Annotated in this window: 10 protein-coding genes; 9 read left to right on the top strand and 1 reads right to left on the bottom strand. The window is 68.6% G+C overall.

Annotated elements, in window-relative coordinates:
- The first annotated feature begins 109 nt into the window (after nt 1-109).
- The 4 genes from A9976_RS06320 (at nt 110) to A9976_RS06335 (ending at nt 3,879) form a co-directional block, all read left to right on the top strand.
- Nucleotides 110-1,177, top strand: a complete 1,068-nt coding sequence (locus tag A9976_RS06320; RefSeq protein ID WP_183018326.1) for a DNA topoisomerase IB — start codon at nt 110-112, stop codon at nt 1,175-1,177.
- Nucleotides 1,178-1,309: 132 nt separating this feature from the next.
- Entirely contained in the window at nt 1,310-2,935 is a 1,626-nt protein-coding gene (locus A9976_RS06325) for a sigma-54 dependent transcriptional regulator (RefSeq protein WP_183018301.1), read from the top strand.
- A 66-nt stretch (nt 2,936-3,001) separates the two neighbouring features.
- Entirely contained in the window at nt 3,002-3,529 is a 528-nt protein-coding gene (locus A9976_RS06330; protein WP_099733364.1) for a hypothetical protein, read from the top strand.
- A gap of 71 nt (nt 3,530-3,600) precedes the next feature.
- The gene (locus A9976_RS06335) at nt 3,601-3,879 is read left to right on the top strand and encodes a GlsB/YeaQ/YmgE family stress response membrane protein (RefSeq protein WP_183018302.1); all 279 of its coding nucleotides are present in this window, start codon (nt 3,601-3,603) and stop codon (nt 3,877-3,879) included.
- 18 nt (nt 3,880-3,897) lie between these two features.
- Here A9976_RS06335 and A9976_RS06340 read toward each other — a convergent pair whose 3' ends face one another.
- On the bottom strand, nt 3,898-5,529 hold the full coding sequence (locus tag A9976_RS06340; protein ID WP_183018303.1) for a hypothetical protein: 1,632 nt from the start codon (nt 5,527-5,529) through the stop codon (nt 3,898-3,900).
- Between the two features lie 232 nt (nt 5,530-5,761).
- Here A9976_RS06340 and rpoN point away from each other — a divergent pair, with 232 nt between their 5' ends.
- The 5 genes from rpoN (at nt 5,762) to A9976_RS06365 (ending at nt 12,169) form a co-directional block, all read left to right on the top strand.
- Nucleotides 5,762-7,324 (top strand): RNA polymerase factor sigma-54, encoded by a 1,563-nt coding sequence (rpoN, locus tag A9976_RS06345; RefSeq protein ID WP_183018304.1) that lies wholly within the window; start codon nt 5,762-5,764, stop codon nt 7,322-7,324.
- Between the two features lie 169 nt (nt 7,325-7,493).
- Nucleotides 7,494-7,808 (top strand): hypothetical protein, encoded by a 315-nt coding sequence (locus tag A9976_RS06350; protein WP_183018305.1) that lies wholly within the window; start codon nt 7,494-7,496, stop codon nt 7,806-7,808.
- Between the two features lie 48 nt (nt 7,809-7,856).
- Entirely contained in the window at nt 7,857-8,051 is a 195-nt protein-coding gene (locus tag A9976_RS06355) for a hypothetical protein (protein WP_012206153.1), read from the top strand.
- 1 nt (nt 8,052) lies between these two features.
- A complete protein-coding gene (locus tag A9976_RS06360; protein WP_183018306.1) occupies nt 8,053-8,253 on the top strand; it encodes a hypothetical protein in 201 nt (66 codons plus the stop codon).
- A 55-nt stretch (nt 8,254-8,308) separates the two neighbouring features.
- Nucleotides 8,309-12,169: an ATP-binding protein gene (locus A9976_RS06365; protein ID WP_310889372.1), complete on the top strand. Its 3,861-nt coding sequence runs from the start codon at nt 8,309-8,311 to the stop codon at nt 12,167-12,169.
- Nucleotides 12,170-12,218: the final 49 nt, after the last annotated feature.

Raw genomic sequence — 12,218 nt, forward strand, 5'->3', positions numbered from 1 at the left:
CCCGCCCGCCACCACCACCGCAGGGGGTGCACTGAGCTCCGCGCCAGCCAGGGGCAAGGCAGCGAAGGGGGACGGCCCCGGCCCTGCCCTGAGCTATGTGAACGACCGCATGCCCGGCTGGCGCCGCGTGCGGCGCGGCAAGGGCTTTTCCTACGTGGCACAGGACGGCAAGCCCGTGCGCGATGCCCAGGCGCTGGCGCGCATACGCAAACTCGCCATTCCACCGGCCTATGTGGATGTCTGGATCTGCCCCGATGCCCAGGGCCACCTGCAGGCCACGGGCCGCGATGCCCGGGGCCGCAAGCAGTACCGCTACCACCCGCAGTGGCAGGAACAGCGCAAGCAGGTCAAGTTCGACCGCATGCGCGCCTTTGGCCGCCACCTGCCCGCCATCCGTCGGGCGGTGGCGCGCGACCTCAAGCCAGGCCGGCCGCAGCTGGACACCGTGGTGGCCGCCATCGTCTGGCTGCTGGACTGCACGGCCCTGCGCATAGGCAATGACGAGTATTCCGAGAGCAATGGATCCTACGGCCTCACCACGCTCAGAAACCGCCATGCCCAGGTGCACGCGGGTGAGCTGACGCTGAGCTTCAAGGGCAAGAGCGGCGTGCTGCAGCAGGCCCGCGTGTCCGACCGCGCCGTGGCCCGCATCGTCAAGCGCTGCCAGGAGCTGCCGGGCCAGCGGCTGTTCCAGTTCATCGACGATGAAGGCGAAGTGCACCATGTGCGATCCGAGCATGTGAACGACTACATCCGCAGGATTTGCGGCAAGGCTGCGGCCCATGGGGCTGATGCCGCAGATGCCGCAGATGTCGGAGATGCCGCAGACGGCCCGGATTTCAGCGCCAAGGATTTCCGCACCTGGCATGCCAGCGTGTACGCGCTGGAACTGGTGCTGACCGCAGGCAAGGCAGCGCCGCAAGAAGGCGCAGGCACCAGTGCGGCGGCGCTGAACGCTCTGGTCACGCAGGTCGCCCGGCGCCTGGGCAATACCTGTGCGGTTTGCCGCAAGTTCTACATCCATCCCCAGGTGCTGGCCCTGTGCGAGCAACCGGGACAGGACATTCCCACCGCACCGGACAGGCGCCCGCGCGGACTGAGCGCCAAGGAATGCCTGTTCCTGGGGCTGCTGCAGCCCCGCAGCGGCCGGCGCGCCAGTCGCCAGCCGCCTCCCTGATCCCGCCTCCCGCACGCCCGGCAAACACTGTGCCTGTGGACTGACAAAGACGCCCGCATGCTCGCCCTTAAACTGGCAGATCATGAAATTTTGTCAAAACGCGTTGCGGCGAGGACCCCTGGAGGCCATGCAATGAACCACGTGCTGATCGTCGATGACGATGCGGATTCCGCAGCGACCATGCGCGAACTCGTGGGCGTGGACCGCTTCTCGGTCGCCGTGGCCCACACCCTGCGCGACGCGCGCCGGCAGATGGCCATGCAGCCGCCCAGCCTGGTGCTGCTGGACCTGCAACTGCCCGATGGCAACGGCATGGACCTTTTCGGTGACCAGCAGGTGCCGCAGGACTCGCAGATCGTGCTGGTGACCGGCCACGCCAGCCTGGACTCGTCCATCGAGGCCCTGCGCCGCGGCGCCATGGACTATCTGGTCAAGCCCGTGGGCATCGGGCGGCTGGAGGACATTCTTTCGCGCTTTCTGATCCCCACGGCCGGCCTGCCGGAGACGGGCACCAGCACCGTCACGGGCGCGGCCTTCGACCAGATCACCCCGCAAGACAGGACAGGCGCCGGCTACTGCGCCCAGGAAGGGCGCTTTGGCCGGCTGTGGGGCGGCTCGGCCCCCATGCAGCGGCTGTACCAGCAGATGGAGCGGGTGGCCGGCACCTCGGTCACGGTCTTTCTGACGGGCGAAAGCGGCACCGGCAAGGAAGTCGTGGCACAGACCCTGCATGAGCTGAGCCAGCGGCGCAGCCGGCCCTTCCTGGCGGTCAACTGCGGGGCCATTTCTCCGCACCTGATCGAAAGCGAGATCTTTGGCCACGAAAAGGGCAGCTTCACCGGCGCCGACCGCCAGCACCAGGGCTTTTTCGAGCGCGCGGCCACGGGCACGCTGTTTCTGGACGAAATCACGGAAATGCCCATGGAGCTGCAGGTCAAGCTGCTGCGCGTGCTGGAGACCGGGCGCTTCATGCGCGTGGGCTCCACCCAGACGCTGCAGACCGATGTGCGCGTGATCGCCGCCACCAACCGCTGCCCCTACGAGGCCGTGGCCAGCGGCAAGCTGCGCGAAGACCTGCTGTACCGCCTGAACGTCTTCCCCATCGAGCTGCCGCCGCTGCGCGAGCGCCTGACCGACGTTCCGCTGCTTGCGCAGCATTTCATGGAGGCCATCTCCCAGCGCGAGGGCCTGGCCAAGCAATTCACGGCATCGGCCCTCAAGCAGCTTGCGCAATACAGCTGGCCCGGCAATGTGCGCGAGTTGCGCAATGCCGTGCAGCGCGCCTATGTGATGGAGCCCGGCCCGCTGGTGAGCCAGGAATGGCTGCCCCGGCCGCCCGTGGCCATTGTCCAGCAGCCGGCCCCGGTGCATCCGGCCGCCCACGCCCTGCACCTGCCGCAAATGCCACATATGCCGCAGGCGGGGTCCATGCCAATGAGCGCGCCGTTGAGCGCGCCAGTGAGCGCGCCACTGACTGCGCCCATCCCCCCCACCATCACAGCGCATGCGCCCGCCGACCACGCCCATGCAGCCGCCACCTACGACCTGCCCGACACCGAGCCGGCCACCATACAGCTGCCCATCGGCATGACCATGGCGCAGGCCGAGCGGCTGCTCATCCAGGCCACGCTCAAGCAGTGCAAGTACCAGAAGGAACGCACGGCGGCCGTGCTCGGCATCAGCCTCAAGACCCTGTACAACCGGCTCAGGGACTATGCGGGCGGCAAAAAGGGCGAGACGGACGCCGAGCACGGCTGACACCCAAACTTGCAGGCACGCTGCTTGCCACCTTGCTTGCACCTTCGTGCAACCAAGGACAAGCCCATGGACTCCTCTCCTCCCCGCGCCTACGGTGTCTTCAAGCCCGTGGGCCACATGGTGGTCTCGTTTCCCACGGCTGCGCAGGCCGATGACGGCGTGGCCGCGCTGCAGGCGCTTGAGCTGCCCGCCCAGGACATCCAGCGCTATTCCGACCGGGAAATGCTGGCCCAGATCGATGAAGACCTGCGCCAGGCCAGCCCCGTTGCCGCCGTGGGCCAGGAGCTCAACCTGGTCAAGGCCCACCAGGCCCTGGCCGAACGCGGCTACCACTGGCTGGTGGTGCGCGTGGACAACGACGAGGCCGCACGCACGGCCGCCGATGCCCTGAAGGCCGCCGGCGCCGAGCGCGCCCAACTCTATGGCCGCTTCATCATCGAGGAATTGATAGAGCACGCCGCCGACCTGCCCCAGGTCAGCGAGTCGCCCGACCGGGGCCTGGATGCCCAGACGCCTTCGGGCCATGAGGCGGAGCGTGCAGAGATTCGCCCTGCCTCGGACCAGGACACCGCCCCTGACAAGCCGAGGCTCTGAACGGCCTGCAGGAGCCGGGCACGCCGATTGCCCTTGACCACCAACCGTAACTTTTTTTCAAGGGCGATGCCATGGACTTCCTCATCTGGCTGATGGTGGGTGGCCTGATCGGCTGGATTACCAGCATGGTCACGAACACCCAGGCCGAGCAAGGCATTTTGCTCAACGTGGTCATAGGCGCCATTGGCGCACTGCTGGGCGGGTGGCTGCTGGCGCCGCTGCTGGGGCCTTCGGCCATGAATGCGCAGACGGAGGCGCCGGCCACCTCCATGTCCATCTTCGTCTCTCTGGCCTGCGCCGTTGCGCTGCTGGCCATCTTCAACCTGTGCAAGCCGAGCGTGCCGCGCTGAAAGCGGCCAGGCAGCCTGTCAGTCCAGCCTTTGCGCCAGGCAGTCCTGCGCCGCCATGGCCACGCGCGGCAGCACCAGTGAGACCGCCAGGCAGCGGCCATGCTCACCCTCGGCCCGCACCACGCCGCCGCGCTCCAGGCACAGGCGGCGCGCCAGGGTCAGGCCGCAGGTGGCGTCCGCATCGGCATCGTTCAATGGAGTGAAGACAGGCGGCGGGTCCTGCCTTTCCACACTTTCCAGCCGTGGCGCGCCCGCCTCGCCAGTACCGGAGCCGGTGCTGGCGGCGCCCGCCCCGTGGGCCATGGCCTCGATGCGGATCTCAACCAGCGCATTCCCGCGAGAAGCTGCGGCCTGGTCCTGGTCCTCGGACAGGGGCCGGGCGGCCATGTGCACCTGCGCGCCATCGGTCATTGCTTCGCGGATGGCGAGAAAAATGCTGATCAGCGCCAGTTCCAATTCGTCCGGGTCCACGTGCACGCCCAATCGCGGCGCCGGCTGGCCGGGCTGACTGGCCTCGGCAGGCTCCGCCACCTCCAGCGCCATGCGCTTGCCCAGCACCACGGCCAGCGTGCCCTGCAGGCCGGGCAGCCAGCGGTACAGGTCCACCACCAGCGCATGCGTGCAATGGTGCGCCCCAAAACGCAGCAGTTGCTGCGTGAGGCGGCTGGCCGTGTCCACCGAGCGCAGCATGGCCTGGGCGGGCAGGCGCAGGCCCGGGTCCTCGGAGCGCCGCTCTATCAGATAGGCGCTGTTGCTCAGAATGCCCAGCTGGTTGTTGAACTCATGGGAAAACCGGCCTGCCAGCCGCCCCACCACCTGCAGGCGTTCGCTCTGGAGACGGGCAGCGGCCGCATCGAGGCCGGCAGTGTCCACCGCAGCGCCTTCGGACAGGCCGGCATCACCGCCGCCCTGGCCATGGTCTTGCGCCTTGCCGCCCATTGCCGGCAACACCAGGGCAGCGCTGCCCCGCAGCGCCAGCCGCGCCAGTCCGAGGCCCGCCACCGCAAACAAAACGATGGCCACCCAGATCACCCCCTTCAGAGGCCGGGAGCATGCGGGGTCCAGCGCAGAACAGGGGACCCAGCTCACCCAGGTCCAGCCCTGGGCGGACTTGCTGAAGAAGGCCCGCAGCGGCCCGCCCTGCGCATCGGGCAGATCCAGCCAGCCCTGCCCTGCGCCTTGCCCCGCACTTTTCGCGCCAGGCGCAGCCTGCGCCAGGCTGGCCGCCAGCCGCTCGCTGAAGTCGGCGGGCAAGGCAGGCAGGTCGGCTGCAGCGCCGTGTCCGGCCGGTATGGCGCGGCCCGTGCTGTCCACCAGAAAGCCGGGCCAGCCGGTGTCCAGCAAGGGCCCCAGGGCCGCCAGCACCTGGTCGGCGCCGGCCGTGCGCGGCTCCTTGTCCAGCAGACGGGCCATGGCCATGCTGCTGACACGCGCGGCCTGCTCCTGCGCCGCCTGCTCGGATTGGTAGGCGCGCAACAGCAGCCAGGACGAGGCCGCCAGCACAAAGACCAGCAAGGCCAGCAGCAGCAGGACCAACCTCAGGCGTATGGACATGGGATCTTCGGGCAGGGCATCACGCGGCGCCTCCCGTGCAACGGAATTCTGGGCCCCCGGGGGCGGGACCGTGTGGAAGCTGGTGGACTGGTACATGGCAAAGTTTGCAGAAAACCTTGCGCCCAAACGGCAATTTCTGCCGTGGACGCCATGACCGGCCCCGCTGTTCCAGAACCGATCCCCCGCAGCGGCGGCAAAACCCTGGGCCCCGTGCCGCCTGCGCAGGGAGACCACAGCAGGTTTCGTGCCCAAAGTGTATCCAGACGATTCGCCGCCCGCATGGCGGCATGGAGCTTGCGTCTTCGGGTCATCGCACCAAGGAGATGAAATGGGTTCCATGCACCTCAGGGCGGACATACGCCAGTCCCAGACGCTTTCTCCCCGCCTGCAGCTTGCAGTGCGGATGCTGCAGATGTCCTCGCTGGACTTTGCCGCCGTGGTGCGCAGCAAGCTGGAGGACAACCCGTTCCTGGAAGACCCGCAGGATGCGCAGGACGGCGAGTACGAACAGGGGCTGCTCGACGGCAAGGAGCTGGGTGAAGAGGACCGGGAAGGCGGCATGGGCAGGCTGGCCCCGGAGGCAGGCCTGTCCCCGGACACGGGCATGGATGACGGCGTCGGCACGGGCATCGGTCTGGACATGGACCGCGATCTTCCCGGCATGCAGCACCCGCCCGACCCGGCCGACCACCTGCCCGGCCCCGCCACCGAACCCGCCGACGACCGCGACCTGTGGCTGGCCGACATGCATGCGGGCACGCGCCAGGGTGGGGATGGAGAAAGCACGGCCATGGATCTGGCGGCCTGCGAGACCACGCTGGCCATGCACCTGCACGGCCAGCTCAATGTGATGGCGATGACGCCGCGCGACCTGTGCATGGCCCGCGCCATCGTGGAGTCGCTGGACGACGACGGCTATCTGCGCACCGACCTGCAGGAACTGGCCGGCCTGCTGGCCCTCAGCCCCGCACCTGACGCGCAGGAAATGCTCATTGCCTTGCGCCTGGTGCAATCGCTGGACCCGGCCGGCGTGGCCGCCCGCAGTGTGGGCGAATGCCTGTTGCTGCAATGCCCGCAGATCGGCGATGCCCACCTGCGCCAGCTGGTCCAGGCCATGGTGCAGGACCACATGGATGCGCTGGCCGCCCGCGATGTGCCCCGGCTGGCCCGGGCGCTGCAGGTGCCGCCCGCGCAGATCACGCAGGCGCTGGACTGCATACGTCGGCTGAACCCCAGGCCGGGCTGGAACTTCGGCTCTTCCCACGTGGACTACATCGTTCCCGACGTGATCGTGCGCCGGGGCCAGAACGGCTGGAACGTGCACCTCAACCCCGCGGTCGTGCCGCGCGTGCGCCTGAACCGCGTCTACGAGCAGCTGTTTCAGCGCCACCGCCGCAGCGGCCAGAACCAACTGGCCGACCACCTGCAGGATGCGCGCTGGACGGTGCGCAACGTGGAGCAGCGCTTTTCCACCATCCTCGAGGTGGCGCAGGCCATCGTGCGCAAGCAGCAGCTGTTCCTGGAGTTCGGCGCCATGGCCATGAAGCCGCTGGTGCTGCGCGAGATTGCCGAGGAAGTGGGCGTGCACGAGTCCACCGTCTCGCGCGTGACCAACAACAAATACATGGCCACGCCCACGGGCGTGTTCGAGCTCAAGCATTTCTTCTCGCGCCCCATGCTCAGCGCCAGCGGCAATGCCTGCTCGGCCACGGCCATCCGCGAGCTGATCGGCGACATCATCGCTGCCGAGTCCGATGCCCGGCCGCTGTCGGATGTTGAAATCGCACGCCAGCTCGGTGCCCAGGGCCTGGTCGTGGCGCGCCGCACCGTCACCAAATACCGCCAGCTGCTGCGCATAGAACCGGCCGACCGGCGCAGGCGCCACGCCTGAAACCTGGCTTGGTGGCAAGCGGCGTGCCTGTCCAAAAGCCTGTCCGGCCCGTCCTGCCAAGCCCCACCGCCGTGCAGCGGCTTGTCGCTCCCGCAGGGCATGCCTTGTCCGACAGCTGCAGGCCGCCGCCGGGCCTAAGGTGAAAGCTCATGGACTGAAGGAGCCCGCCATGGACAACTCACCCCGCCGAATGCATGCCCCCCTCGAACGCCAGCGCAGCGAGAACAACCACCTCCGCGACGGACGCTGGCCCCTGCGCATTGGCGCACTCACCGCCGCCGTCGCACTGATCCTGGTGCTGATGTTCAACTTCATGGCCCCCAAGGGCCGGCTGGATGCGCCCAGCGCCACTGGAGCGACTGGAACGACTTCGCCCTCACCGTCTCCCGCGACACAGCCCGCGTCGCCGCCCGCGCCTTCCGCCGCGCCGCAGCAGGCTGATCCGGCCACGGCCCCTGCCCCCACCTCCACGCCTGCGCGCTGAGAGGGCATGCACCCCTCATCACCACACACCCCCAAAAGGACACGCACCATGAACCACCCCCTGCCCCACGCACCCAATATTCCCCAGGTGCCGACCACGCCCAACGACCCCGTGGCCCCCGATGATCCCAACCGCCAGCCTGGCCGCCCGCGCGGGCCCGAGCCCATCGACCCGCCCACCACGGCGCCGCCCATCGAGCTGCCACCGTCCCCGGAGCAGGAACAGACGCGCAAGGGAGAGTGACATGCCACAAGGTGACAAATCGGCCTATACCGATAAGCAAAAGCGCCAGGCCCGACATATCGAAGACAGCTACGAGTCGGGCGGCGTGGGCCACGAAGAAGCTGAAAAGCGCGCCTGGGCCACCGTGAACAGGCAAAGCGGCGGCGGCAAGCTGTCGGGCTCGGGCCGCGGCAAGCGAGCGGGCCACTCCACGTCAAAATAACCGCGACTGCGGCCAGGCCCGAGACCCGAGACCCGCAATTGCCGTGGGAGAAAGTGTGAACTCAGAAGACAGTTTTCGATTCCTGCCGCAGCGCGGCGAAATGCCGGCACGCGTGCGCTCCCACGACTGGGCGGCCACGCCCCTGGGAGCGCCGGACGGCTGGCCGCAGAACCTGCGCAACGCCGTGAGCCTGGCGCTGGGCTCGCGCTTTCCCATCATCATCTGGTGGGGCGAAGACTTCCGACTGATCTACAACGATGGATACATCCCCTTCCTGGGCACCAGCAAGCATCCCCAGGCGCTGGGACAGGCCGGTGCGCACTGCTGGAGCGAGATCTGGAGCGATATCGGCCCCATGCTGGAAGGCGTGATGCGTACCGGCGAGGCCACCTGGTCCACCGACGCGCGCTACTTCTTCGACCGCGACCTGCCGCAGGAAGAGGTCTTCGTGACCTTCACCTACGGCCCCATCCTGGCCGATGACGGCGTCACCGTGCAGGGCGTGTTCTGCCCCTGCACCGAGACCACGGAAAAAATCGTCAGCCGCAGGCGCCTGGAGACGCTGCACCGCCTGGGCATACGCACGCTGGACATGCACAACGCCAGGGACGCCGCCCAGAAAGTCTGCGCCGTGCTGGACGAGAACCCCTATGACGTGCCCTTCGCCATCATCTACGAATGCGTGGACATCCCTGCCGCTGGCAGCGCAGGCGCCAGCGGCCCGGCCTTCAGGATGCTCTGCGCCACAGGCATGGGCCTGGACATGGAACTGGCGGCCGACCCCTCGCGCTGGCCGCTGGACCGGGCCGTGCAATCCGATCCATCGGACCGAGCGGACCTAACGGACCGGGCGAATCAGGCGTATCAGGCGGCCCAGCCGGGCCAGTCCGCCAATGTGGAACTGGCGTGCCTGGGCCTGTCCCTGCCCGGCGGCCCCTGGCCCGAGGCCTCGCGCCTGGCGCGCATCGTGCCCGTGCGCTGGTCGGGCGACGGCCAGGTCTCGGGCGTGATGGTGCTGGGCGTCAGCCCGCGCCGCCCGCTGGATGTGGACTATTGCGCCTTCCTCGACATGGTGGCAAGCCACACGGGCGGCGTGGTCGCGCACGCCCAGGCCTACGAGCAGGAAGCACGGCGCGCCAAGGCCCTGGCCGAGGTGGACCATGCCAAGACCGTATTCTTTTCCAACGTCAGCCACGAGCTGCGCACGCCGCTGACCCTGGTCCTGGGCCCGCTGGAAGATGCCCTGCGCGAGCACGGCGGCCAGGTGCCTGCCGGGCAGACGCAGATGATCCACCGCAACGCGCTGCGCCTGCAAAAACTGGTCAACGCCCTGCTGGACTTCTCGCGCATAGAGGCCGGGCGCATGCAGGCCAGCTACGAGCCCACGGACCTGGCCCGCATCACGGCCGAGCTGGCCAGCATGTTCCGCTCGGCCGTGGAGCAAGCCGGCCTGCGGCTGCGCGTGGATTGCCCGCCGCTGGACGGGCCGGTCCATGTGGACCGCGACATGTACGAAAAAATCGTGCTCAACCTGCTGTCCAACGCCTTCAAGTTCACGCTGCAAGGCGAGATCGCCGTGGCGCTGCGCGATGTGCACGATGCGAGCGGTGCGGATGGTGCGGATGGTGAGGTGGAGCTGTCCGTCAGCGACACCGGATCGGGCATTGCGCCCCAGCACCTGCCCCATCTCTTCCAGCGTTTTCACCGCATCCCCGGCAAGCCGGCCCGCACGCACGAGGGCACGGGCATCGGCCTGGCCATGGTGCAGGAGCTGGCGCGGCTGCATGGCGGCACCGTCACGGTCAGCAGCACGGAGGGCGAAGGCAGCCGCTTCACCGTGCGCCTGCCCAGGGGGCATGCGCATCTTCCGGCCGAGCACCGGCCCGCGCGCCCGCCTGCCGCGCACCCGCAGGTGGATGAGGCCCTGCGCTGGCTGCCCGGCGAGCCCGCCCCGGGCACCGGCCGCGAAGCCAGGCCCGTGCGGCAGGACATGCACGGTGCGCAGCCCGCGCGTGCCCGCATCGTCTGCGCCGATGACAACGCCGACATGCGCAGCTACATCGGCCAGTTGCTGGAGCCGCTGTATGAAGTGGAGATCGTGGGCGATGGCCGCGCCGCGCTGGCCAGCATCCACCGCCAGCGGCCCGACCTGGTGCTGGCCGACGTGATGATGCCCGTGCTCGACGGCTTCGAGCTGCTGCATGCGCTGCGCAGTGACGAGGCCACGCGCGCCATTCCCGTCATCATGCTGTCCGCACGGGCCGGCCAGGAGGCCCAGGTCGAAGGCCTGCGCGCGGGCGCGGACGACTACCTGGTCAAGCCCTTTTCGGCGCGCGAGCTGCTGGCGCGCATCGCATCGCTGCTGCAACTGGCGCGCGTGCGCGAACAGGCCCATGCCGCCCTGCAGGCCAACGAGAAAAAGCTGCGCGCCATCATCGACCAGATGCCTGCGGGCGTGGGGGTATCGGACATGAGCGGCACCATGGTATTGAGCAATGCGCTCATGGACCGCTTCGTGCCGCGCGCCATTCCTTCCACCCTGGCGGACCGCATGCCGCGCTGGAAGGGATGGGATGACAAGGGCCAGCCCATTGCCCCCGAGAACTGGCCCTGCAAGCGCGCGCTGCGCGGCGAAGTGGTCATGCCGGGTCTGGAGATGCTGCACACCGACGACGATGGCCGCGAATGGTGGATGCGCGTCAGCTGCGCGCCGCTGCGCGATGACGACGGCCAGCTCATAGGCACCTGCTCCGTCATCCAGGACATCACCGAACTCAAACAGGCCGAGCACCACCTCAAGGAAGCCGACCGACGCAAGGATGAATTCCTGGCCACGCTGGCGCATGAGCTGCGCAATCCGCTGGCACCCATCAGCCACGGCCTGCAAATCCTCAAGCGCACCGCCAGCGGCGACGACAGCGTGCGCCACAGCCACGAGATGCTGGAGCGCCAGGTCAACCACATGATCCGCATGGTGGACGACTTGCTGGAGGTCTCGCGCATCACCACGGGCAAGGTGCAGCTGCGCAAGGAAATCGTGGACCTCAACGATGTGCTGCAAGGCGTGGTGGCCGCCAGCAGCTCGGTCATCGAAGCAGGCGACCACCGGTTGCACCTGGAACTGCCCGCCGGGCCCGTGCTGCTGCTGGCCGACCCCGTGCGGCTGGAGCAGATGGTCTCCAACCTTCTCAACAATGCCGCCAAGTACTCGGACGCCGGCGGCCACATTGTCCTGGCCGCCTGGACCGATGGCGCGCAGGCCGTGGTCTCGGTGCGCGACAACGGCATCGGCATCCCGCCCGCCCTGCTGGGCAAGGTGTTCGATCTGTTCATGCAGGTGGACCGCAACGGCCGCCGCGGGCAGGGCGGCCTGGGCATCGGGCTGACCCTGGTGCGCAGCCTGGTCGAGATGCATGGCGGCAGCGTGCAGGCGCTCAGCGAGGGCATGGGCCAGGGCAGCGAATTCAGGCTGCACCTGCCCCTGCCCACCCAGGCCCCTCCCCTGGCGGGGCAGGCACCGCATGCCCGGCCCGAGGATGCAACTTCCTTCGGCCGCATCCTGGTGGTCGATGACAACATCGACGCCGCCGACACACTGGCCATGCTGCTCAGGCTGCTGGGCGCCGAAGTCGAGATTGCCCGGGACGGCCCCGGCGCCCTGGCCATGCACGCGGCGTTCAGGCCCGAAGTGGTGCTGCTGGACATCGGCCTGCCCGGCATGGACGGCCTGGAGGTCGCCCGCCGCATCCGTGCCGAGCACGGCCGCGACCAGGTCGTGCTGATCGCGCTCACGGGCTGGGGGCAGGAGGAGGACCTGAGACGATCGCGGGAAGCCGGCATGGACCACCACCTGGTCAAACCCGTGAGCTTCGACACGCTCGAGCGCCTGCTGGCGGGCCTGCGCCCCCTGCCGTGAGGACTGTTTTTTTCGCGCGAGAATTCGGGCTGCCCGATCCCAGCTGCTC

Source organism: Delftia sp. UME58 (genome assembly GCF_014170385.1).
GTDB lineage: Bacteria > Pseudomonadota > Gammaproteobacteria > Burkholderiales > Burkholderiaceae_C > Comamonas > Comamonas acidovorans.

What these genes read in the sequence shown, in the direction of transcription:
- A9976_RS06320 (WP_183018326.1), top strand. Translation starts at nt 110, where the DNA reads ATGCCCGGCTGGCGCCGCGTGCGGCGCGGCAAGGGCTTTTCCTACGTG.
- A9976_RS06325 (WP_183018301.1), top strand. Translation starts at nt 1,310, where the DNA reads ATGAACCACGTGCTGATCGTCGATGACGATGCGGATTCCGCAGCGACC.
- A9976_RS06330 (WP_099733364.1), top strand. Translation starts at nt 3,002, where the DNA reads ATGGACTCCTCTCCTCCCCGCGCCTACGGTGTCTTCAAGCCCGTGGGC.
- A9976_RS06335 (WP_183018302.1), top strand. Translation starts at nt 3,601, where the DNA reads ATGGACTTCCTCATCTGGCTGATGGTGGGTGGCCTGATCGGCTGGATT.
- A9976_RS06340 (WP_183018303.1), bottom strand. Translation starts at nt 5,529, where the DNA reads ATGTACCAGTCCACCAGCTTCCACACGGTCCCGCCCCCGGGGGCCCAG.
- rpoN (WP_183018304.1), top strand. Translation starts at nt 5,762, where the DNA reads ATGGGTTCCATGCACCTCAGGGCGGACATACGCCAGTCCCAGACGCTT.
- A9976_RS06350 (WP_183018305.1), top strand. Translation starts at nt 7,494, where the DNA reads ATGGACAACTCACCCCGCCGAATGCATGCCCCCCTCGAACGCCAGCGC.
- A9976_RS06355 (WP_012206153.1), top strand. Translation starts at nt 7,857, where the DNA reads ATGAACCACCCCCTGCCCCACGCACCCAATATTCCCCAGGTGCCGACC.
- A9976_RS06360 (WP_183018306.1), top strand. Translation starts at nt 8,053, where the DNA reads ATGCCACAAGGTGACAAATCGGCCTATACCGATAAGCAAAAGCGCCAG.